Source organism: Streptomyces sp. CB00316, from assembly GCF_001905595.1.
GTDB lineage: Bacteria > Actinomycetota > Actinomycetes > Streptomycetales > Streptomycetaceae > Streptomyces.
The window spans coordinates 121,493-141,253 of sequence record NZ_LIXI01000009.1; the positions used below are offsets into that span (position 1 = coordinate 121,493).

General features: G+C 72.1%; 23 protein-coding genes, 3 pseudogenes and 1 riboswitch. Of the genes and pseudogenes, 10 read left to right on the forward strand and 16 right to left on the reverse strand.

Annotated features, from left to right (window positions below):
* Nucleotides 1-6: 6 nt before the first annotated feature.
* From AMK21_RS24355 to AMK21_RS24370, 4 genes and pseudogenes are all read right to left on the reverse strand, one after another.
* Nucleotides 7-870, reverse strand: coding sequence for an SGNH/GDSL hydrolase family protein (locus tag AMK21_RS24355; RefSeq protein ID WP_073881305.1), 864 nt, complete (start codon nucleotides 868-870; stop codon nucleotides 7-9).
* A gap of 68 nt (nucleotides 871-938) precedes the next feature.
* Nucleotides 939-1,958 carry a hemolysin family protein gene (locus AMK21_RS24360; protein ID WP_073881306.1) on the reverse strand — a complete coding sequence of 340 codons (1,020 nt, stop codon included), beginning with the start codon at nucleotides 1,956-1,958 and terminating at the stop codon, nucleotides 939-941.
* Nucleotides 1,955-3,295 (reverse strand): hemolysin family protein, encoded by a 1,341-nt coding sequence (locus AMK21_RS24365; RefSeq protein ID WP_073881307.1) that lies wholly within the window; start codon nucleotides 3,293-3,295, stop codon nucleotides 1,955-1,957. Before AMK21_RS24365 ends, AMK21_RS24360 begins: the two co-directional genes overlap by 4 nt.
* 168 nt (nucleotides 3,296-3,463) lie before the next feature.
* Nucleotides 3,464-3,943 (reverse strand): annotated as a pseudogene (locus AMK21_RS24370) (GNAT family N-acetyltransferase); the annotation flags it as partial.
* A 39-nt stretch (nucleotides 3,944-3,982) separates the two neighbouring features.
* Here AMK21_RS24370 and AMK21_RS24375 point away from each other — a divergent pair.
* The gene (locus AMK21_RS24375; RefSeq protein ID WP_073881309.1) at nucleotides 3,983-4,225 is read left to right on the forward strand and encodes an antitoxin; all 243 of its coding nucleotides are present in this window, start codon (nucleotides 3,983-3,985) and stop codon (nucleotides 4,223-4,225) included.
* Entirely contained in the window at nucleotides 4,222-4,593 is a 372-nt protein-coding gene (locus tag AMK21_RS24380) for a fic family toxin-antitoxin system, toxin component (protein WP_073881310.1), read from the forward strand. Before AMK21_RS24375 ends, AMK21_RS24380 begins: the two co-directional genes overlap by 4 nt.
* Nucleotides 4,594-4,609: 16 nt before the next feature.
* Here AMK21_RS24380 and AMK21_RS24385 read toward each other — a convergent pair whose 3' ends face one another.
* From AMK21_RS24385 to bioB, 4 genes are all read right to left on the reverse strand, one after another.
* A complete protein-coding gene (locus AMK21_RS24385) occupies nucleotides 4,610-5,296 on the reverse strand; it encodes a class I SAM-dependent methyltransferase (protein ID WP_073881311.1) in 687 nt (228 codons plus the stop codon).
* Nucleotides 5,297-5,478: 182 nt separating this feature from the next.
* The gene (gene bioD, locus AMK21_RS24390; RefSeq protein WP_073881312.1) at nucleotides 5,479-6,174 is read right to left on the reverse strand and encodes a dethiobiotin synthase; all 696 of its coding nucleotides are present in this window, start codon (nucleotides 6,172-6,174) and stop codon (nucleotides 5,479-5,481) included.
* A 1-nt stretch (nucleotide 6,175) separates the two neighbouring features.
* Nucleotides 6,176-7,519, reverse strand: a complete 1,344-nt coding sequence (locus tag AMK21_RS24395; RefSeq protein WP_073881313.1) for an adenosylmethionine--8-amino-7-oxononanoate transaminase — start codon at nucleotides 7,517-7,519, stop codon at nucleotides 6,176-6,178.
* A complete protein-coding gene (gene bioB / locus AMK21_RS24400; RefSeq protein ID WP_073881314.1) occupies nucleotides 7,512-8,780 on the reverse strand; it encodes a biotin synthase BioB in 1,269 nt (422 codons plus the stop codon). The genes AMK21_RS24395 and bioB overlap by 8 nt, the downstream gene beginning before the upstream one ends.
* A 144-nt stretch (nucleotides 8,781-8,924) precedes the next feature.
* On the opposite strand from bioB, the gene AMK21_RS24405 reads away from it, so the two are divergent.
* A complete protein-coding gene (locus AMK21_RS24405) occupies nucleotides 8,925-10,097 on the forward strand; it encodes an 8-amino-7-oxononanoate synthase (protein WP_073881315.1) in 1,173 nt (390 codons plus the stop codon).
* Here AMK21_RS24405 and AMK21_RS24410 read toward each other — a convergent pair.
* Both AMK21_RS24410 and AMK21_RS24415 read right to left on the reverse strand, forming a co-directional pair.
* The gene (locus AMK21_RS24410; protein WP_073881316.1) at nucleotides 10,090-10,332 is read right to left on the reverse strand and encodes a DUF397 domain-containing protein; all 243 of its coding nucleotides are present in this window, start codon (nucleotides 10,330-10,332) and stop codon (nucleotides 10,090-10,092) included. The genes AMK21_RS24405 and AMK21_RS24410 overlap by 8 nt on opposite strands.
* Nucleotides 10,333-10,359: 27 nt before the next feature.
* The gene (locus AMK21_RS24415) at nucleotides 10,360-11,235 is read right to left on the reverse strand and encodes a helix-turn-helix domain-containing protein (RefSeq protein WP_073881317.1); all 876 of its coding nucleotides are present in this window, start codon (nucleotides 11,233-11,235) and stop codon (nucleotides 10,360-10,362) included.
* A gap of 249 nt (nucleotides 11,236-11,484) precedes the next feature.
* On the opposite strand from AMK21_RS24415, the gene AMK21_RS24420 reads away from it, so the two are divergent.
* Entirely contained in the window at nucleotides 11,485-11,928 is a 444-nt protein-coding gene (locus AMK21_RS24420; RefSeq protein ID WP_073881318.1) for an ATP-binding protein, read from the forward strand.
* A 36-nt stretch (nucleotides 11,929-11,964) separates the two neighbouring features.
* Here AMK21_RS24420 and AMK21_RS24425 read toward each other — a convergent pair.
* Nucleotides 11,965-12,499: pseudogene (locus AMK21_RS24425) on the reverse strand (LysR family transcriptional regulator substrate-binding protein); the annotation flags it as partial.
* Between AMK21_RS24425 and AMK21_RS24430 the strand changes: the two are divergent.
* Nucleotides 12,496-12,690, forward strand: a pseudogene (locus AMK21_RS24430) (LysE family transporter); the annotation flags it as partial. The pseudogenes AMK21_RS24425 and AMK21_RS24430 sit on opposite strands and share 4 nt — an antisense overlap.
* A gap of 75 nt (nucleotides 12,691-12,765) precedes the next feature.
* Here the strand turns inward: AMK21_RS24430 and AMK21_RS24435 are convergent.
* The 4 genes from AMK21_RS24435 to AMK21_RS24450 all read right to left on the reverse strand — a co-directional run bounded on the left by AMK21_RS24435 (nucleotide 12,766) and on the right by AMK21_RS24450 (nucleotide 15,390).
* A complete protein-coding gene (locus AMK21_RS24435) occupies nucleotides 12,766-13,236 on the reverse strand; it encodes a C40 family peptidase (protein ID WP_073881319.1) in 471 nt (156 codons plus the stop codon).
* A gap of 3 nt (nucleotides 13,237-13,239) precedes the next feature.
* Nucleotides 13,240-13,426, reverse strand: a riboswitch (cyclic di-AMP (ydaO/yuaA leader).
* 353 nt (nucleotides 13,427-13,779) lie between these two features.
* The gene (locus AMK21_RS24440) at nucleotides 13,780-14,085 is read right to left on the reverse strand and encodes a hypothetical protein (RefSeq protein ID WP_073881320.1); all 306 of its coding nucleotides are present in this window, start codon (nucleotides 14,083-14,085) and stop codon (nucleotides 13,780-13,782) included.
* A 7-nt stretch (nucleotides 14,086-14,092) separates the two neighbouring features.
* Entirely contained in the window at nucleotides 14,093-14,728 is a 636-nt protein-coding gene (locus AMK21_RS24445) for an ATP-dependent Clp protease proteolytic subunit (protein WP_073881321.1), read from the reverse strand.
* Between the two features lie 146 nt (nucleotides 14,729-14,874).
* The gene (locus AMK21_RS24450; protein ID WP_073881322.1) at nucleotides 14,875-15,390 is read right to left on the reverse strand and encodes an excalibur calcium-binding domain-containing protein; all 516 of its coding nucleotides are present in this window, start codon (nucleotides 15,388-15,390) and stop codon (nucleotides 14,875-14,877) included.
* Nucleotides 15,391-15,592: 202 nt separating this feature from the next.
* Between AMK21_RS24450 and AMK21_RS24455 the strand changes: the two genes are divergently transcribed.
* On the forward strand, nucleotides 15,593-15,886 hold the full coding sequence (locus AMK21_RS24455) for a type II toxin-antitoxin system Phd/YefM family antitoxin (RefSeq protein WP_073881323.1): 294 nt from the start codon (nucleotides 15,593-15,595) through the stop codon (nucleotides 15,884-15,886).
* Nucleotides 15,887-15,950: 64 nt separating this feature from the next.
* Here the strand turns inward: AMK21_RS24455 and AMK21_RS36930 are convergent, their stop codons facing one another.
* Nucleotides 15,951-16,214, reverse strand: coding sequence for a hypothetical protein (locus tag AMK21_RS36930; RefSeq protein ID WP_073881324.1), 264 nt, complete (start codon nucleotides 16,212-16,214; stop codon nucleotides 15,951-15,953).
* 515 nt (nucleotides 16,215-16,729) lie between these two features.
* On the opposite strand from AMK21_RS36930, the gene AMK21_RS24465 reads away from it, so the two are divergent.
* From AMK21_RS24465 to AMK21_RS24480, 4 genes are read left to right on the forward strand one after another with little or no spacing between them, the layout of a single operon-like run.
* The gene (locus AMK21_RS24465) at nucleotides 16,730-17,032 is read left to right on the forward strand and encodes an urease subunit gamma (protein ID WP_073881325.1); all 303 of its coding nucleotides are present in this window, start codon (nucleotides 16,730-16,732) and stop codon (nucleotides 17,030-17,032) included.
* A 13-nt stretch (nucleotides 17,033-17,045) separates the two neighbouring features.
* Nucleotides 17,046-17,357 (forward strand): urease subunit beta, encoded by a 312-nt coding sequence (locus AMK21_RS24470; protein WP_073881326.1) that lies wholly within the window; start codon nucleotides 17,046-17,048, stop codon nucleotides 17,355-17,357.
* Entirely contained in the window at nucleotides 17,350-19,071 is a 1,722-nt protein-coding gene (locus tag AMK21_RS24475) for an urease subunit alpha (RefSeq protein WP_073881327.1), read from the forward strand. The genes AMK21_RS24470 and AMK21_RS24475 overlap by 8 nt, the downstream gene beginning before the upstream one ends.
* Nucleotides 19,072-19,090: 19 nt before the next feature.
* The gene (locus AMK21_RS24480; RefSeq protein WP_073881328.1) at nucleotides 19,091-19,753 is read left to right on the forward strand and encodes an urease accessory protein UreF; all 663 of its coding nucleotides are present in this window, start codon (nucleotides 19,091-19,093) and stop codon (nucleotides 19,751-19,753) included.
* Nucleotides 19,754-19,761: the final 8 nt, after the last annotated feature.

Genomic DNA, 19,761 nt, shown 5'->3' on the forward strand with positions numbered 1-19,761 from the left:
GACCGGCTACGAGGACGCGGGGGACGCGCCCTCCTCGGGAGAGGCCCGGCGCCAGCCCGTCACCGGGCCCGGGGCCCCGGCGTCCGCGGGCGTGATCCAGAAGCCCGAGGTCGTCCCCGGGTCGAACTGGGCGCCCCACCGGCCGTCGCCGGAGGACCTGCCGGTCAGCCGGCGGCCGATCCAGGGACCCAGGTGGCGGCGGGCGAAGCGGATGTCGTCGGCCCGCCGGTCCGCCCAGCGCGGCGGCAGTGAGGCGGGGACCGGCGCCTGCCAGTCGAGCTCAGGCGGGAGCCCCAGTGTCTGCCAGACCGCCTCCGCCACCCGCCGGTGCCCCTCGGCCGCGAGGTGCAGCCGGTCGGCGTCCCACATGCGCGGGTCGCTGAGCGAGCGCGCGGAGTAGAGGTCGACCACCGCGGCTCCGTGCCGGCCGGCCAGGTCGTCGATCAGAGCGAACAGCGCCTCCATCCGAGGGCGGAACCGGTCGAACACCGGGCCGTTGCGCCCGGGGCTGCGCATCAGCACCAGCTGCTTGCAGGACGGGGCCAGGCGTTCCACGGCCTCTTCCAGTCGCCCCCTGACCATGCCCATGTCGCACTTCGGGCGCAGCGTGTCGTTCAGCCCGCCGACGAGGGTCACCACATCGGCCTGCATCGCCGCCGCCGCGCCCACCTGCTCGTCGACGATCTGGCTGATGAGCTTTCCGCGTACGGCGAGGTTGGCGTACCGGAATCCGGGGGACCGGGACGCGAGCCGGGAGGCCAGGACATCGGCCCAGCCCCGGTAGGTGCCGTCGGGGAGCTGGTCCGACATGCCCTCGGTGAAGGAGTCGCCGACCGCGACGAGACTGGTGTAGGAGACATTCAATTCCATGGCCCGGTGATTCTATCGCGTACGGCTCCCATACCGTCCGGCCGGTACGGGAGCCGTCGCGCAGGCGTTCAGCGGGACTGGGCCCTGCCGACGAGCTCGCGCAGGACGTCCTCCATCGTGACCATGCCGACCAGTCGGTCCCCGTCGTCGAGGACCGCCGCGAGATGGGTCCGGCTGCGCCGCAGCGCGGTCAGCACGTCGTCCAGCGGAGTCGCCGCCCGGACCCGGGCGATCGGCCGCAGAGCGGCCACCGGGAACGGCGCGTCCCGGGGCGTGGCGTCCAGGGCGTCCTTCACATGGAGGTAGCCCAGGATGCGGCCCTCGCTGTCCATCACCGGGAAGCGGGAGAACCCGGACTCGTGCGAGAGTCGCTCCAGCTCCTCGGGTGTGGTGCCGACCCGGGTGTACAGCACCCGGTCCACCGGCATGACCACATCCCGTACCGGACGCCGGCCCAGCTCCAGGGCGTGCCGCAGCCGCTCGGCCGAGCGGTCGTCGACCAGCCCCGCGTCGCCGGCGTCCTTCACCAGCCGGGCCAGTTCGTCGTCCGAGAACGTCGCGGACACCTCGTCCTTCGTCTCCACCCGCAGAAGCTTGAGCAGGGCGTTGGCGAAGGCGTTGATCGCGAAGATCACCGGACGCAGCGCACGGGCCACCGCTACCAGCGGCGGACCCAGGAGCAGCGCGCTGCGCGCCGGTTCTGCCAGCGCGATGTTCTTCGGCACCATCTCGCCCAGCAGCATGTGCAGATACGTCGCCACGCTCAGCGCGATCGCGAAGGAGAGCGGGTGCACCAGCCCGTGCGGCACCCCCACCGCGTCGAAGACCGGCTCCAGCAGATGGGCGATGGCGGGCTCGGCCACGATGCCCAGCACCAGTGTGCAGAGGGTGATGCCGAGCTGGGCGGCGGCCAGCAGCGCCGACACGTGCTCCAGCCCCCAGATGACACTGCGGGCCTGCCGGTCGCCGGCCTCGGCCCGCGGTTCGATCTGGCTGCGGCGTACGGAGATCAGGGCGAACTCGGCGCCCACGAAGAAGGCGTTGACCACCAGGGTCAGCAGACCGATGAACAGCTGAAGGACGATCACCGGCCCTCCTCCTCCGTCTGCTCCCCGGCGCCGGGCAGCGGCGCGTGCAGCAGCGCCCGCGCGGCCCGTCGGCCCGTGGCGTCCACCACGTCGATCCGCCACCCCGACAGCTCGACGGTGTCGTCCACCGTCGGGATCCGTCCGAGTTCGGCGGCGATCAGCCCGGCCAGCGTCTCGTAGGGCCCGTCGGGGACCCGCAGCCCGATCCGGCTCAGCTGGTCGGTGCGGGCCGCGCCGTCGGCCGACCACAGGGTGCGGCCGCCGGCGTCCTCACCGGCGGGCGCCAGGTCGGGCGTCTCGTGCGGGTCGTGCTCGTCGCGGACCTCGCCGACGACCTCCTCCACGATGTCCTCCAACGTCACGACCCCCGCCGTACCGCCGTACTCGTCGATCACCACCGCCATGGCGAGCTTGCCGGACAGCTGGTCCAGCAGCCGGTCGACGGTGAGCGTCTCCGGCACGAGGAGGGGTTCACGCAGCATCTCCGATACCCGCCTACGGGGGCGCTCGTCGGCCGGGACCGCCAGCACGTCCTTGATGTGGGCCACGCCGACCACGGTGTCCAGACTGCCGCGGTAGACGGGGAAGCGGGAGAGGCCGGTGGCGCGGGTCGCGTTGGCCACGTCCTCGGCCGTCGCCCGCACCTCCAGCGCGGTCACCTGGACCCGAGGGGTCATCACGTTCTCCGCGGTCAGCTCAGCCAGATTCAGGGTACGTACGAAGAGTTCGGCGGTGTCCGCCTCCAGCGCACCCTCCTTCGCGGAGTGCCGCGCCAGCGCGACCAGCTCCTGGGGGCTGCGTGCGGAGGCCAGCTCCTCGGTCGGCTCCAGGCCGAAGCGGCGCACGATCCGGTTCGCCGTCTTGTTGAGGTGGCTGATGAAGGGCCGGAACACCGCGGTGAACACCCGCTGCGGGGTGGCGACCGCCTTGGCCACGGACAGCGGCGAGGAGATCGCCCAGTTCTTCGGCACCAGCTCGCCGACCACCATCAGGACCACCGTGGACAGCGCCGTACCGATGACGAGGGCCAGCGTGGACGCCGCGGTGGGAGGCAGGCCGGCGGCCTCCACCGGGCTGCGGATGAGCTTGGCGATGGACGGCTCCGAGAGCATGCCGATCACCAGATTGGTGACGGTGATCCCGAGCTGCGCGCCCGAGAGCTGGAAGGTCAGGCTGCGTACGGCCTTCAGGGCGCTCGCGGCCCCCCGGTCACCCCGCTCGACGGCCCGCTCCAGCTCTCCGCGCTCCACCGTGGTCAGGGAGAACTCGGCCGCGACGAAGGCGCCGCACGCGACACAGAGCAGAAGGGCGACGAGCAGCAGAAGCACTTCGATCATCGGTTCACCTCCGTCCCATGATCAGGCAGCGGCGGAATGATCGCGCGGTGTCGGCTACTGGGAGGCTCGCCCATGGGCGGACGCTCACACCTTTCGGGAGTACCGGGTGGGGGACGGAGGAAGGGCTCATCGTAGAGCGTCTGCCCAGCCGCACCCTGCCCTACCGCGTCAGTCCGTGAGGTGCTTCACCCACCGGCTCCACTGCGGCTGCTGCCCGTACCCCGCCGCCCGCCAGGCGCGCTGCGCCAAGTCGTTGCGGTCCAGCACCATCGCGTCGGAGCGGCGTCCGCCGAGGGCCGCGAACCGGTCCTCCGCCGCCGCGAGAAGGGCGCCGCCCACACCCCTGCGGCGCTGCTCCGGATGGACCGCGAGCCGGTAGAGATGGCAGCGCCAGCCGTCGAAGCCCGCGATCACCGTGCCCACCAGCGTTCCGTCCCGCTCCGCGAGGATCAGGGCGGCCGGGTCCCGTTCCACCAGTCGCGCGACCCCGTCGCCGTCGTCGCTGATGCTGGTGCCCTCCGCGGACACCTTCCAGAACGCCAGCACCTTGTCCAGGTCTGCCGCGGTCGCGGACCGTATCGAAAGATCGTCCATGGCGGCCATCCCACCACCCGCCCGCCTCGGACGTCTACTGCTCTCCCGGGGCTCCCCTTGCCGGTGCTAGCGCGCCCGCGCTAGCTTGGGAGGGTGCCCAAGACTCAGCTGAACGTTCGAGTGGACGAGGCCACCGCCGAGGCCGCGCGTCAGCGCGCGCTCCAGAGGGGGATGAGCGTGAACCGCTATATAGAGGAGCTCGTCAAACAGGACGCCGGCGAGGTGGGACACACCTTCGTCGAGGCCGCCGCCGACTTCATGAAGCAGTACGAGTCGGTCTTCGCCGAGGAGTTCGGCCCGGAACGCGAAGGCCCCCGGCGCGAAGGCACCCGTTGAACCTTCGGATCGACCTTTCCTGGCTGCTCATGGTCGCCGAGCACAAGACGCCCGGTGACCCGCAGGTCGTCGACTGGGGCGCGCTGGTCGCCGCGGTCGCCCGCCACGAGGCGGAGATCTTCGGCAGCGCCGTCTACAGCGACCCGCACACGCGGGCGGCCGCCCTGTTGCAGCTGCTCCTGCATGTGCCCGCCCTCGAACGTTCCAACGCGATGTTCGCCTCGGCCGTCGCGTACGGCTATCTGATCGCCTCCGGGCTGAAGGTCATCACCTCACCCGAGCAGGTGCGTGATCTGGCCCTCCTGGTCAAGCAGGGCAAGGCGGACGTGCGAGCCATCGCGGACGAGCTGCGCCAGTGGAGCGTATGAGGCACACCGAGCACCCTCAGCTCGAAGGCTCCGAGGCGAACGGTTTGCGGGCCACGCCCAGGACGCAGGGGGACGTGGGGAACCGCGGACCCTTCTCCGGGATCCGCAGCCTGCGGTACGTCCCCAGCTCGAAGCCCGCCGCCTCGATCGCGGCCAGCGGATCCCGCGCCGTGTGACAGCCGCCGAAGAGGAGGGGCCACACCGTCCGGTCCGCCGTGCGCTGTGCGGCCGCCAGAGCTCTGCCCGGCGCCAGTCCGTGTTCGAAGAACCGCAGTTCACCGCCCGGGCGCAGGACCCGCCGGATCTCGGCGAGCGCCTTCGGCAGGTCCCGTACGGTGCACAGCACCAGTGAGGCCACCGCCGCGTCGAAGGCCTCGCTCTTGACCGGGAGGGCCTCGGCCGCCCCCGGCACCACGTCCACCGGCACCTCGGCACGCAGTCCTGAGCGGACGGCGAGCTGCCGCAACGAGCGCTCCGGCTCCAGCGCCACGACCTCCGAGACGGCCCCCGGGTAGTGGGCGAAGTTCAGCCCGTTGCCCGCACCGATCTCGATGACGCGGCCGGAGAGTCCTGCCAGCAACTCCTCGCGGTACGCGGCGACTCCGCCCTTGAGGTCGGCCGCCACACTCATCCGGGCGTAGAAGCGGGCGAAGACCGGGTGGTGCACGGCGTCCCGCGGGAGCTTCCTGCTGCGCAACTGCATGACGGACCTCCGGGAGGGAGAGGAGGACGTACGGCTCTCCTCACCGATTCTCCCCCGTACGGACCGGTACAGGCATGTCCGTACGGCACCGAGGCCGGGCATGTATGTACGGCACCGGGCCGAACCATGTCAGCACGGCCCCGAGGCCGACACGTCCGTACGACGCCGGGGCGGCCCCCGCCTCACAGCGTCGGCACGGTCCAGGCCCCCCCGAGCTCCGGGGCCAGCCAACCCGGCGCCCTCGCCGCGAAGTCGGCGCTCGCCAGCGCCCCCGCCCCGGTCGGCACGGCTCCCAGCAGCGGGGCGCCGGCCACCACCGGCAGGTCCTCGATGTTGCACCGGGAGGCCAGATCAGGCCGGTCCGGCATGCTGCCCACCACGACGCCCAGGCACTCCAGCCCCCGCGCCCGCAGCGCCTCGGCCGTCAGGGCCGTGGCGTTCAGCGTGCCCAGGCCCGCAGGCGCCACCACCAGCACGGGTGCGGACAGCAGTCGCGCCGCGTCCGCGAGCGTGCCGCCCTCGTCGTCGAATCGGACGAGCAGCCCGCCCGCCCCCTCCACCAGCACCAGATCGTGCTCGGTGGCCAGCTTCTCCGCCGCCTCGGCCACCTCGTGCGGCCGCACCGGCGCGAGCCCCGCCCGTCGTGCCGCCGTGGCCGGGGCCAACGGCTCGGGGAACCGGGCCAGTTCGACCGGCGTCACATGGCCGCCCGCCAGCCGCGCAACCTCCGCCGCGTCTCCCGGCTCCCCGGGCACGAGCCCGGTCTGCGCGGGCTTGAGCACCGCGACCCGGCGCCCCCGCGCGGCGGCCGCCACCGCGGCGGTCACCACCGTCTTGCCGATCTCCGTGCCCGTACCGGTCACCACCAGGATCGTCATGTCAGCCCTCCCGAGCCGCGGCGCGCACGGCCCGGCAGATCCGTTGCACGTCGTCGTCCCCGGTGACGTACGGCGGCATGGTGTACACCAGGTCGCGGAACGGCCGCAGCCACACGCCCTCGCGCACGGCCGCCCGGGTCGCCGCCGCCATGTCCACCTCGTGGTCGAGCTGGACGACCCCGATCGCCCCCAGGACGCGTACGTCCACGACGCCGGGGAGGTCCGACGCGGGCGCCAGACCGGAGCGCAGCCCCGCGCCGATCCGCGAGACCTCGCCCTCCCAGTCCTGTCCGAGCAGCAGGTCCACCGAGGCCGAGGCGATCGAGGCGGCCAGCGGGTTGCCCATGAACGTCGGGCCGTGCGCCAGCACCGGCACCTCGCCGCGCGAGATCCCCTCGGCCACCCGCGAGGTGCACAGCGTCGCCGCCATCGTGAGATAACCGCCGGTCAGCGCCTTGCCCACGCACATGACGTCCGGCGAGACACCGGCGTGCCCGGCGGCGAACAGCGTGCCCGTCCGGCCGAAACCCGTCGCGATCTCGTCGAACACCAGCAGGACGTCCAGCTCGTCGCACGCCTCGCGCAGCACCCGCAGATAGGCGGGGGAGTGGAACCGCATCCCGCCCGCTCCCTGCACCACCGGCTCGACGATGACCGCCGCCAGCTCGTCGGCGTGCGCGGCGATCAGCTCCCGCAGATGGTTGACGTAGGCGGGGTCCGGCTCCGCGTCGAAGCCGTCCGGCGGGGCGTCGGCGAAGACCTGCCGGGGCAGCGCCCCCGACCACAGCTCGTGCATCCCGCCGTCCGGGTCGCACACCGACATCGGCTGCCAGGTGTCGCCGTGGTAGCCGCCGCGCCAGGTCAGCAGCCGGCGCTTCTCCGGGCGCCCGGCCGAACGCCAGAACTGGAGGCACATCTTGATCGCGACCTCGACCGAGACGGACCCCGAGTCCGCGAGGAAGACGTGCTGGAGCGGCTCAGGGGTGATCTCCACCAGCCGGGTGGCCAGCCGGACGGCGGGCTCATGGGTGAGCCCGCCGAACATCACATGACTCATCCGGTCCAGCTGGCCGCGCGCGGCCTCGTTGAGGACCGGGTGGTTGTAGCCGTGCACCGCCGACCACCAGGACGACATGCCGTCCACCAACTCGCTCCGCCCCTCGACGGGTTCGGCGAGCCGGAGCCGTACCCCGGAGGCCGACTCCACGATCAGCGGCTCCTGCCGGCCGGGCATGGGACCGTAGGGGTGCCAGACGTGCGCGCGGTCGAGTGCCCGCAGTTCCTCGGGGGAGTAGGGCTTCGGAGCGGCAGGCCCGCCGAGTTCGCTGTCGTACGGCTCAGGCATTGGGCGCGAGATCCGTCCCCGCACCGCGGCGGCGGACCGCCACCAGATCCGTACGCGCCGCCCCGGCCGGGACACTCTCCCCTGCGTCGGCAGCGGTCGAGGGGTCCGGCTCGTCATGACCACCGCACGGCCCGCAGCCGCCGCCGGACGCTTCGTGCGAGCCACAGCCCCCGCCGCCGTGCGAACCGCAGCCGGTGGCGCCGACCGCCTCCGGAGCGGCTGCCCGCGAACCGCGACCGCCCCCGCTCAGCGCGTCGGCCCGGTGGCGCGGAAGCGTCGTCGTGCCCTGGCCCTCCACCTCGAAACCGGCGTCCGCGATCATGTCCAGATCGGTCTGGCCCGCCTGGCCCTCGCTGGTCAGGTAGTCACCGAGGAAGATCGAGTTCACCAGGTGCAGCGCCAGGGGCTGCATCGACCGCAGATGCACCTCGCGGCCGCCCGCGAGCCGGACCTCGACGTCCGGGCAGACGAAGCGGACCATGGCGAGGATGCGCAGGCAGCGCTGCGGGGTGAGGTTCCACTCCTTGGCCAGCGGCGTGCCCTCGAACGGGATGAGGAAGTTCACCGGCACCGAGTCCGGGTCCAGGTCCCGCAGCGCGAAGACGACGTCGACCAGGTCCTTGTCGCTCTCGCCCATCCCGGCGATCAGCCCGGAGCACGCCGAAAGCCCGGCGGCCTGCGCCTGCTGGACGGTCTCCACCCGGTCCGCGTACGTGTGGGTGGTCGTGATCGCCCCGTACGTCTCCTCGGAGGTGTTGAGGTTGTGGTTGTACGCGTCGGCGCCCGCCGAACGCAGCCGGTCGGCCTGTCCGTCGGAGAGCAGACCGAGACAGGCGCAGACCTCGACGCCTTCGTGTCGTTCCTTGATGGCCTCGATGGTCTTGGTGACCCGGTCCACGTCCCGGTCCGTCGGCCCGCGTCCGCTCGCCACCAGGCAGACCCGCTTGGCCCCGCCCGCGACCCCGGCGGCGGCCGCCTTGGATGCCTCGTCCGGCTTCAGCCAGGTGTACTTGAGGATCCCGGCCGTGGAACCGAGCCGCTGCGAGCAGTACGAGCAGTCCTCGGGGCAGAGCCCGGACTTCAGGTTGACCAGGTAGTTGAGTTTGACGCGCCGCCCGAACCACTGGCGGCGTACCTTGCCGGCCGCGGCCACCACGTCGAGCAGGTCGTCGTCGGAGGTCGCCAGCACGGCGAGCGCTTCTTCGCGGGTCGGCAGTTCGCGCCGCAGCCCCTTGTCCACCAGCGTGTTCAGCAGGTCCATGAAAGATGATCCTGGCTTACGGCACCGCCTCCAGCCAAGGAGGAACCAGACAGGAGACGTGGGTGAGGGTGTGTGTATTGCCACACCCTGACCTGCTGCGCCCCCCGCTAGGGTCTGTGAGCTGCCTACAAAGGGGACCGTCCTATGTCCTTCGCCCCGCCCTCATCCCCGTTCGACTGGATCGACGACGAGGCCCGCCGCCGGGCCGCCGCCGGACTGGTCCGGGCCCTGCGCCCGAGGAGTCCGGAAGCCGAGCTCCTCGACCTCGCGAGCAACGACTACCTGGGCCTCACCCGGCATCCCGAGGTCACCGCCGCCGCGGCCGGTGCCGCCCACCGCTGGGGTGCGGGCGCGACGGGATCCCGGCTGGTCACCGGCTCCACCGCGCTGCACGCCGAACTCGAACGGGAACTCGCCGACTTCTGCGGGTTCGAGGCGGCCCTCGTCCTCTCCTCCGGCTACGCGGCCAACCTGGCGGCCCTGACGGCACTGTCCGGGCGCGGTTCGCTCATCGTCTCCGACGCCGGCAACCACGCCTCCATCGTGGACGGCTGCCGGCTCTCCCGCGCGGAGACCGCCGTCGTCCCGCACGCCGATCCGGACGCGGTCGCCAAGGCACTCCAGGCCCACGAGGGGCGGACGCTCGCCGTCACCGACTCGGTCTTCTCGGTCGACGGGGACGCGGCACCCCTGTCCGCCCTGGCCGAGGTCTGCCGCGCCGCGAACGCCGCGCTCGTCGTGGACGACGCCCATGGCCTCGGCGTCCTCGGCGACGGCGGACGCGGCGCGCTCGCCGCCGCAGGCCTGGCGGGCGGCGGGGGGACCGTCGCCACGCTCACCCTCTCCAAGTCCTTGGGCAGCCAGGGCGGCGCGGTGCTCGGGCCGGCCCGGGTCATCGACCACCTGGTCAACACGGCCCGTACGTTCATCTTCGACACCGGCCTCGCCCCGGCCGCGGCGGGCGGCGCGCTGGGCGCGCTCCGGCTGCTGCGGCGGGAACCGGAACGGGCGGCCAGGGCCCGCGAGGTCGCCACCGCTCTGTACGGGCGGCTCACCGCCGCCGGGTTGACCGCGGTCCGGCCCGACGCGGCGGTCGTCTCCGTCCGGGCGCCCTCCGCCGACACGGCGGTGCGGTGGGCGGCCGACTGCCGGGCGGCCGGGGTGGCGGTCGGGTGCTTCCGGCCGCCGTCGGTGCCGGACGGTATCTCCCGGCTGCGGCTGACCGCACGGGCGGACCTCACCGAGGAGCAGATCAAAGCCGCGGTGGCCACGATCGTCACCACCGCCCCCCGGGAGGCCCTGGTTCCGCTCAGCTGACCTGTCGCGCGTCCAGTCCGGCCACGAAGGTGGTCCAGGCCGTAGCGGAGAAGCGCAGCGGCGGCCGCTCCACGTCCTTGGAGTCGCGTACGGCCAGCAGTGCGCCGCCGGACTCCTGGCCGCCGATCCGCGCGGTCTCCACGCAGTTGTTCATTCCGGTGGAGCGGCTGCTGCGGCGCCACCGGAGTGGCGCCTGGCCGGGGGATGGCGCGTGCGGTGCGAGACGGTCGGACATGGATGCCCCCTCGGGCAGTCGGACGTCCTACGGGTCCTCGGACTGGCGCAAGCCGCGGCGGATCGCGGCGACGAGCTCCAGCGAGCGGTCCGGCGTCAGTGCGTGCGCCTGCAAGGTGCGGAAGGCCGAGCTGTACGCCTCGAGGTCTTCTTTCCGCTCCAGATAGAGACTACTCGTCAAGTGGTCAAGAACGACCACATCCAGATCAGAAATGTTCGGAAAGGAGAAGATAACGAAAGGGCAGGTGAGTCCGACATGCCCGCCGACGGAGAACGGAAGTAACTGAAGCTCCACATGGGGGAGTTGGGCCACCTGCGTCAGGTGGTGCAGCTGGTCCCGCATCACCTCGGGCCCGCCCACCTCCCGGTGCAGCACCGCCTCGTCCAGCACGGCGGTGAACCGCAGCGGCGGCTTCGCGCGCAGCACCCTCTGACGGGTCAGCCGCACCTCGACCAGGGAGTCGAGGCGGTCAGCCGGCAGGCCGTCCAGCGAGGCGCGGGTGACCGCCCGCGCGTAACCGGCCGTCTGGAGCAGCCCCGGCACCACCGAGGTCTCCAGGGTCCGCACCGTACTGGCCTGGGACTCCAGGCTGATGAAGTCGCGGTACTGGGGCGGGATCAGGCCCCGGTAGGCGTGCCACCACCCCGAGCCGCCGCCACCCGCCGACCCGGCGAGCACTTCGAGCAGGGCGCGCAGCTGCCCGTCGCGCACCGCGTAGACGTCGAGCAGACGTGTCACGTCCTCGGGGCTGACCCCGCTGGCGCCGGTCTCGATACGGCTCACCTTCGACTGGTTCCAGCCGAGCAGGCGCGCCGCGTCCCGGCTGGTCAGTCCGGAGACGTGCCGCAGACTTCGCAACTCCTCGCCGAGCTTCCGCCGTCGGACGACGGGGCCGTGCGGCATCCGGGTCTCCTTGCGCTGTGCGGTACGGAACGGGACGGGTCCGACCCGCACCGCAAGGTCGGGCCCGCAGGAAGGTCAGTGTGCCCTTCGTCCGGGTTGTGCGGGACCCGAATTCACCGCTTCGAGCGACAGATATATGCATATCTTGGTCGAACGTCGTTACAGCGAGCTTCAACAGTGGCAGTCTGGCGCAAAGCATCCTCCTGGCCGACTGCCGGTCGGCCGGGGCGCGAAAGGGACGGCGTCGCCATGGCAGACCATCAGGAAGCAACCGTCACCCTGCCGAGCGATCCGGTCTCGGTCGCCTCGGCCCGCAGATTCGTGGCCAGGACGTTGGCCGAATGGGGCCTCTCCGAGGACACGGAGCTGGCCGACACCATCCGGCTGATCATCTCCGAACTGGCCACCAACTCGGTCCAGCACACCTTCGGCCAGTCGCCCACCTTCACCGTCGATCTGCGCCTCGAACGCGACGAGGAACTGCGCCTCGGGGTGACGGACAGTCACCCCAGGTGGCCCCAGCGGCTGCCCGCCGCCGTACGGCAGGACAACGGGCGGGGCATGGTGATCATCCGGGCGCTGGCCAAGGAGTACGGGGGACGGCTCACGGTCGTCCCGACGGCCGAGGGCGGCAAGACGGTCTGGATCGCGTTGCCCTGGGCGGTACCGGTCCAGGGCTCGTTCCAGGGCTGACGACAGGGCAGAGAGTGTCGGGAGGGCCGCCACGGTTCAGGGTGCCGCTACCCGCGCGAAACCGCTCCGCAGCAGGGCGAGCAGCGTCGACGCCGCGGCGGTCGCCGCGGTGCACATCGGAGATCGTCCGGCGGAACTCCGCGGGCTCCAGCCGCCGGACGGCCAACGGCGCGGACGACAGCGACGCGACCATCTCCGGCACCACCGCCACGCCGAGCCCCGCGCTGACCAGCGCGCACACCAGTGCGTAGCCGGGTGACTCGCACACCACCGCCGGGGTGGCGCCCGCCGCCGCCAGTGCGCTCTCCACTCCGCGCCGGGGCGGACGCGCCGGAGCCCTGATCAGCGGCCGGCCCGCCAGCTCGGCGACCGGCAGCCGTCCGGACCCTTCGGCGAGCCGGTGCCCGACCGCGGTCGCCAGCACCAGCTCCTCCACCAGCAGGGGCTCGACGGTGACGCCGGGCGGCGGCGGGTCGGCCACCGCCGGTTCGTAGGTGTGGGTCAGAGCCAGGTCCACCTCGCCCGCGGTGACCGCCGCGATCCCGCCCGGCGGCCCGTACTCGGTCGCTGCCCAGGCCCCTCCTGCTCGCCGCCCTCGTGGTCGCCTTCGCCCTCGTCTGGTTCGCGGCCCTCGCCCTGCTCGCGGACCGGCTGGGGCGGTGGCTGCGCCGGCCGCGTACCGCCCGGGCGATCGAGGGCGGCAGCGGCGTGGCGCTCACCGGACTGGGACTGGCGCTGGTGACCGGGCCCCTCCTGCGCTGAGGTGCGCCGAGGGGGCCCGTGCCGCCCGCAGGGGAAGATCATCCGCCCGCAGGGGAAGAGCGTCCGGCAGGTGGGTCAGCGGACCCGTCCGTACCAGACGCTCTTGGACCAGATTTTCGCCTTGCGCACCACATCCCCGGATTTGGGGGAGTGCCAGATCTTCCCGCCCCCGGCGTAGATGCCCACGTGGTAGACGCTGCGGCCGGAATGGAAGAAGACCAGGTCGCCGGGTTTCCGCTTCGACGAGGAGATACGGCTGGTCTTGTTGTACTGCTGCTGTGCTGTGCGGGGAAGTTTCTTCCCGGCCTTCTTGAACGAGTAGAGAGTCAGCCCCGAGCAGTCGAACCGGCTGGGACCCGCGGCCCCGTACTTGTAAGGAGCCCCCTTCTTCGACGCGGCGATCTTGAGCGCCTTGGTCGAATGGGTGGCGGCCTCGGCATCGTCGACCAGACCTGGCGCGAGCATCGAGGACGTCACGGCCAGGGTGAGTACGGAGGCCGTACCGACCCGGGCGAACAGAGACGGGACATGAACCTGCGCAGACATGCGCAACCCTTCGTCAGCCGCCTGTGAAGGATGACCTGTCGGGTTCGGGCTGGCGAAGTTGCCCGGCCGCTTGACGCGGCTTCACCCCGAGGGCTTCCCGGTCTCCCGGTCGGCCCGTTGTGCTCGGGTCCTCCACTCCTGCCGATCCACTCCTGTCGACCAGTCATCCGGGAAGCGGCAGGACTCGGCGTCCACCCGGACCGCCCCGCCGCGGTGGCGGGGGCTTGTCGTCCCAGGGATCTTGACTCACGAAGTGCCGGACTTCCGAGCCGAAACAAGGATTTGTGAGTCTCCTCACCACTGAACCGTTCGGGTGGACGGGACCAATTCGCGCCCGTCGACGAGCCCGGCGCATGCCCTCGCACCAGCGACGAAAGGGTGCAATTCGAGTACGGGGCGCGCGTCGAACGCAAGTTGAGCCGTCGCTCGCGCGGGTGATCGCCTACGCCGAACGAGCGAGGAAAATTGATCGCGGGACCGGGCGTGTCGCACGGCAGGACGACCGGCCCGCTCCCGTAATGCGCTCCGGGCGCGTGGAGCGGCTCAGTTCGGGGTCGGCGGCACGGCGACCCGGCCCGCCCGCCGTTCGCCGTCCAGCACTCGCAGGGCCCGCGCCAGCGTCGCCGCGTGGATCTGCCGCTCGCCGCGCTCGTGCATCAGGGCCAGGGCGTCGCGAAGGGCCGTGGCCCGGGAGACCAGGGCCTGCGCGGCTCTCAGGGCGCTGTAGGTGTCGCTGCCGTGAGCCGGGTTGATGCGGCCCACCTGGTCGAGGACCGCCAGGTAGCAGTCGATGACTTCACCCTCGGCGCGGGTCAGTGCGGGCAGGGGTGGGAACTCCGGGGGTTCCATGGGCGGTTCACCTCACGTCGTGCGGCGGCTGGGAGAGCGTGCGGTTCTCCACGATGTGGTCCACCAGCCCGTAGGCGCGAGCGGCCGCCGCGTCGAGGATGGTGTCGCGCTCGATGTCGGCGGTGACCCGCTCGGCGGTCCGGCCCGTGTGCCGGACGAGCATGTCCGTGAACAGCTCGCGGGTGCGCACCAGTTCGCGCGCGTGGATCTCCAGGTCGGACGGCTGGCCCCGCAACGGCTCGGTCAGTGCGGGTTGCTGAATGACTACCCGCGCGCCGGGCAGGGCATGTCGCCGCCCCGGAGCCCCGGCCGCCAGAAGGGCGGCCGCGTAGGAGCCGGCCTGCCCCAGACAGAAGGTCTCCACCTCGCATGTCAGAAACCGCATCGTGTCGTAGACCGCTGCCATCGCCCCGAACGAGCCTCCGGGGCAGTTGATGTAGAGCGACAGGGGCCGGTTTGGGGCGGCGTGCTCCACGTACATGAGCTGCGCGATCAGATCGCTCGCCGCGGTGTCGTCGATCGGACTTCCGAGGAAGACGATCCGCTCGGACAGGAGCTTGGAGTACGGGTCCTGGGTCCGGGGCCCGGTCGTGGTGCGCTCGGTGAATTCGGGCAGTACGTGACGGGAGTCGGGTCGGATCACGGCGGAGCCTCTCTCCTGGGTGCGTGGCGGAACGCATGGGCGGCGCAGGTCCGCCCTGCGCTCACGCCCTGTCAAAAATGTACAGGACGTACAGAAGAGAGGAAGGGCTTCCGCGTTCGCGAGATCCAGGAGAGGGCGGTAAACGCCTATTCGCAGCCGACTCCGTCACCGTCGCGGTCGAGGTGGGAGGCGTACCCGGGGTCGCCTCTCCTGACGGGAGCGGCGCCCGCGGCACGGGCGGCGGCGCAGTTCTTGTAGTACGTGGATTTTCCGCCCGAGTCGTCGGCATCGTCGTAGACCGGATCGGGCGCCTCGGCGGCGGGATCCGGCGGCGGAGCGGTGACCGTCACCCGCACCTTCTTGATCTTCGTGACCGTCGGGGCCGGCTCCGGGGCGGCCGTCACGGTGACCTTCGCCGTCTCCGTCACGGTGACGGTCACCGTCGGCCACGGCTCCGCCTTCACCGACGCCGTCTGTACGGTCTCCGGCTCCTCGCCGGTGGCGCCGATCCCGATGCCGAGCAGGAACAGCACGCCGGCGGCGGGGATGACGACGCGCTTACGGGCCCAACGCGGACCGGTGGAAGGGCTCGGCGGCGGGGCGGTGACACCCGGCCCCCAGTCCGCTTGCCGTGACAGGTGCTGCGGGTCGTTCCAATTCACGTGTCCCCCGAGGTGGTTCGTGGAGGGATGACGCTGGTGAGTCAGGTGCACCCGCGGGAGCAGGATGTTCCGTTGGTGATGGAGTTGTGACCATAGTGCGGGGGAATGGTGGTCGTGTCCCCGCCGCCGGTCTCCCGGAAGCCGGGCATCGCGGCTGTCGCGAGGCTCCGCGGCGGTTGCGCCCGCGCCTTAAGCTGGGGCCATGGCTTACGAGATTCCGGTGACGCAAGCACGGGCGGAGCTCGCCGACCTGATCAACCGCGTCGTCTACGGCGGTGAGCGGGTCGTTGTGACGCGGCACGGCAAGCCGCTCGTCGCGCTGGTCTCCGCCGCCGACCTGGAACGGCTCGAAGGGCTCGACGGGGACGGGGACGCGGCCGAGGAGCAGGTGATCAGCTCGGTCTCCTCGATCCGCTCCGCCGCCCCGGCCCCCGGCGAACGTCAGCGGTTCGGGATCGCGGCCGAGTACCGAGGTCAGGGCGACCCGGGCGCCTGATCACCGGCCGGTGCGGTGGTCGTACGCGCCGCGCGACCAGCACCACCGCCAGGCCGAGCGCCGGTCAGAGCATGAGCGTGCGGGCTGGGCCACCCGCCGCGCCGCCGTCGAAGAACGCGACGGAGCGCAGCAGTGAGCCGCCCGCACCCGGCGGCAGCCACTGCCCGAGCGCACCGACCGGCTCGGGGAGTAGCTGCGGGGCGCTGGCGACCCCGGAGAGGGGGTCGCCCAGCAGGATCTTCAGCAGGGTGACGACGCCGAGCCCGCTGTGCGCCACGGCCGCGGCGGCGAGGCCCACCGGTGCGGCCGATCCGGCCGGTGTCAGCACCGCCCGCCCGCACCCCGCGCAGTCCCGGCGGCAGCACGCGCCGAGTGCGCCGCCGCGCGGTCCCCGGAGCGCGCGGCCGCCGCATCGGCGAATCGGACTCGGGCGCCCTCCGGTGCCACCGGTGTCAGCGCCTCACGCAGCGGCTGGGCGAACCACGGGGCTCGCGACCGTCGCGCTGAGCACGTGCGGGCCCTCCGGTCCGGCGACGACAGCCCCGTATACGACCCGGTCCTCGCTCGCTGTCCGCGCCACGGCCCACGGCCCACGGCCCACGGCTTCATCGTGCGGGAGGCGCTGCTCGGGGGACGTACGGCGTGAGGTGCCGGAGAACGGCTTGCGCGGGCTGATGTCCATGGGTCCGCAAAAGGCCGGTTAACGCAACGGAAAAACTTCCGCCCTAACGTGCAGTACCTGGTCGCGAGAGCCGGGTCCGTCGTTCAACGAACTGTTGAACGGGGATAGGGTTCCGCTGCGCCCGGAGGCCGGTACCGGGTGGTAGACGATGAGGTGGAAGCGTGCAACTGACCCCGCACGAGCAGGAACGCCTGCTCATCCATGTGGCCGCAGACGTGGCCGAGAAGCGCCGGGCGCGCGGGCTGAAGCTCAATCACCCCGAGTCCGTCGCCCTGATCACCGCCCATCTGCTCGAAGGCGCCCGCGACGGCCGTACCGTTGCCGAACTCATGGCCTCCGGCCGCAAGGTGCTCACCCGGGACGACGTCATGGAGGGCATCCCGGAGATGCTCCACGACGTCCAGGTCGAGGCCACCTTCCCGGACGGCACCAAGCTCGTCACCGTCCACGACCCGATCGTCTGACGGGGCCACGCCGATGGTTCCCGGAGAGATCCTGTACGGGGACGGGGGCATCGCCCTCAACGAGGGGCGCCCCGTCACCCGCCTCACCGTCCTCAACGCCGCCGACCGTCCCGTCCAGGTCGGCTCCCACTACCACTTCGCCGAGGCCAACCCCGGGCTGCGCTTCGACCGGCAGGCCGCCCACGGGCTGCGGCTGCACATCGCGGCCGGTACGGCGGTCCGCTTCGAACCCGGCATCCCCGTCGACGTCGAACTCGTCCCCCTCGCCGGCCGCCGCATCGTCCCCGGCCTGCGCGGCGAGATGGGAGGTGCCCTCGATGCCTGACCTCAACAGGGCCGTGTACGCGGACCTCTTCGGGCCCACCACCGGCGACCGCATCCGCCTCGCCGACACCAGCCTCTTCGTCGAGATCGAGGAGGACCGCTCCGGCGGCCCCGGCCACGCGGGCGACGAGGCGGTCTTCGGCGGCGGCAAGGTGATCCGGGAGTCCATGGGCCAGGCCCGTACCACCCGGGCCGAGGGCGCACCCGACACCGTCATCACCGGCGCGGTCCTCATCGACCACTGGGGCATCGTCAAGGCCGACATCGGCATCCGTGACGGCCGCATCGCCGGCATCGGCAAGGCCGGGAACCCCGACATCATGGATGGGGTCCACCCCGACCTGGTGATCGGACCCGAGACCGAGATCATCGCGGGCAACGGCAAGTTCCTGACAGCCGGAGCGGTCGACGCGCACGTCCACTTCATCTCACCGACACTCGTGGACCAGGCGCTCTCCAGCGGCATCACCACCCTCGTCGGCGGCGGCACCGGACCCGCCGAAGGCACCAAGGCCACCACGATCACCCCGGGCCCCTGGCACCTGGCCCGGATGTTCGAGGCCCTGGAGACCTTCCCGGTCAACATCGGGCTGCTCGGCAAGGGCAACACCACCTCCCGCGACGCCATGTACTCCCAACTGCGCGGCGGTGCGCTGGGGTTCAAGATCCACGAGGACTGGGGCGCCACCCCGGCCGCCATCGACGCCTGTCTCACCGTCTGCGAGGAGACCGGCGCCCAGCTCGCCATCCACACCGACACCCTCAACGAGGCCGGGTTCGTCGCCGACACCCTCGCCGCCATCGCCGGGCGCTCCATCCACGCCTACCACACCGAGGGTGCGGGCGGCGGGCACGCGCCCGACATCATCACCGTGGTCTCGGAGCCGTACGTCCTGCCGAGCTCCACCAACCCGACCCGGCCGCACACCGTCAACACCATCGAGGAACACCTCGACATGCTGATGGTCTGCCACCACCTCAACCCGGCCGTCCCGGAGGACCTGGCCTTCGCGGAGTCCCGGATCCGGCCCTCCACCATCGCGGCCGAGGACATCCTGCACGACCTCGGAGCCATCTCGATCATCTCGTCGGACTCGCAGGCGATGGGCCGGATCGGCGAGGTGATCCTGCGGACCTGGCAGACCGCCCACGTCATGAAGGTGCGGCGCGGAGCGCTTCCCGGGGACGGGGCTGCCGACAACCACCGGGTCCGTCGCTATGTCGCCAAATACACCATCAACCCGGCCGTCGCCCAGGGCCTGGACCGGGAGATCGGCTCGGTGGAAAGCGGAAAGCTCGCCGACCTCGTGCTCTGGGACCCGGCGTTCTTCGGCGTGAAGCCGCAAATGGTCATCAAGGGCGGCCAGATCGCGTACGCGCAGATGGGCGACGCCAACGCCTCCATCCCGACGCCCCAACCGGTCATGCCCCGGCCGATGTTCGGCGCCCTGGGCCGGGCGGCCGCACGCGCTTCCTTCAACTTCGTCACCGAAACGGCGATCGAGGACGGCCTGCCCGAACGATTCGGCCTGGACAAGCCGTTCGTACCGATCACCAGCACCCGGGGGGTGACCAAGGCGGACATGCGGGAGAACGACGCGATGCCGCACGTCCACGTCGACTCCGACAGCTTCGCCGTCACCATCGACGGCGAACCGGTCGAACCGGCACCGGCGGCGGAACTGCCCATGGCCCAGCGATACTTCCTCTTCTGAGCCGGGCGGACCACCAGTCATGTCACGCGCAGCCCTGCTCGTCCTCGCCGACGGCCGGTTCCCCGCCGGCGGCCACGCCCACTCCGGCGGGGCCGAACCGGCCGTCACCCAGGGGCGTATCCGCAACGCCGACGACCTCGCCGCCTTCTGCCGGGGCCGCCTGCACACCGCCGGGCTCACGGCCGCCGCCCTTGCCGCGGCGGCCGCCCACGGGCTCGACCCCCTCGCCCTCGACGAGGCCGCCGACGCCCGTACGCCCTCACCCGCCTTGCGGGCCACCGCCCGCAAGCTGGGGCGGCAGATGATGCGGGCCGCCCGCGCCACCTGGCCGAGCCCGGAGCTCGACGCGCTCGCCACCGCCCGGCCGCGCGGCGCCCACCAGCCCGTCGTCCTCGGCCTCACCGCCCGGGCGGCGGGGCTGGGGCCCGAGGACGCCGCGCACTGCGTGGCGTACGAGACGGTCAGCGGACCGGCCACCGCCGTGGTCCGGCTGCTCTCCCTCGACCCCTTCCACGCCACCGCCGTACTCGCCCGCCTCGCCCCCGAGCTGGACGAGGTGGCCGCACAGGCTGCCACCTCCGCCCGGCACGGCATCGACGCCCTGCCCGCCGCCTCCGCCCCGCTCCTCGACATCACCGCCGAGGCGCACGCCGCCTGGCCGGTCCGCCTCTTCGCCTCCTGACCCCCTCA

Coding starts and splice junctions, on each gene's coding strand:
- AMK21_RS24355 (WP_073881305.1), bottom strand. CDS start 870: ATGGAATTGAATGTCTCCTACACCAGTCTCGTCGCGGTCGGCGACTCC.
- AMK21_RS24365 (WP_073881307.1), bottom strand. CDS start 3,295: ATGATCGAAGTGCTTCTGCTGCTCGTCGCCCTTCTGCTCTGTGTCGCG.
- AMK21_RS24385 (WP_073881311.1), bottom strand. CDS start 5,296: ATGCAGTTGCGCAGCAGGAAGCTCCCGCGGGACGCCGTGCACCACCCG.
- bioD (WP_073881312.1), bottom strand. CDS start 6,174: ATGACGATCCTGGTGGTGACCGGTACGGGCACGGAGATCGGCAAGACG.
- AMK21_RS24395 (WP_073881313.1), bottom strand. CDS start 7,519: ATGCCTGAGCCGTACGACAGCGAACTCGGCGGGCCTGCCGCTCCGAAG.
- bioB (WP_073881314.1), bottom strand. CDS start 8,780: ATGGACCTGCTGAACACGCTGGTGGACAAGGGGCTGCGGCGCGAACTG.
- AMK21_RS24405 (WP_073881315.1), top strand. CDS start 8,925: ATGTCCTTCGCCCCGCCCTCATCCCCGTTCGACTGGATCGACGACGAG.
- AMK21_RS24410 (WP_073881316.1), bottom strand. CDS start 10,332: ATGTCCGACCGTCTCGCACCGCACGCGCCATCCCCCGGCCAGGCGCCA.
- AMK21_RS24415 (WP_073881317.1), bottom strand. CDS start 11,235: ATGCCGCACGGCCCCGTCGTCCGACGGCGGAAGCTCGGCGAGGAGTTG.
- AMK21_RS24420 (WP_073881318.1), top strand. CDS start 11,485: ATGGCAGACCATCAGGAAGCAACCGTCACCCTGCCGAGCGATCCGGTC.
- AMK21_RS24435 (WP_073881319.1), bottom strand. CDS start 13,236: ATGTCTGCGCAGGTTCATGTCCCGTCTCTGTTCGCCCGGGTCGGTACG.
- AMK21_RS24440 (WP_073881320.1), bottom strand. CDS start 14,085: ATGGAACCCCCGGAGTTCCCACCCCTGCCCGCACTGACCCGCGCCGAG.
- AMK21_RS24455 (WP_073881323.1), top strand. CDS start 15,593: ATGGCTTACGAGATTCCGGTGACGCAAGCACGGGCGGAGCTCGCCGAC.
- AMK21_RS24470 (WP_073881326.1), top strand. CDS start 17,046: ATGGTTCCCGGAGAGATCCTGTACGGGGACGGGGGCATCGCCCTCAAC.
- AMK21_RS24475 (WP_073881327.1), top strand. CDS start 17,350: ATGCCTGACCTCAACAGGGCCGTGTACGCGGACCTCTTCGGGCCCACC.
- AMK21_RS24480 (WP_073881328.1), top strand. CDS start 19,091: ATGTCACGCGCAGCCCTGCTCGTCCTCGCCGACGGCCGGTTCCCCGCC.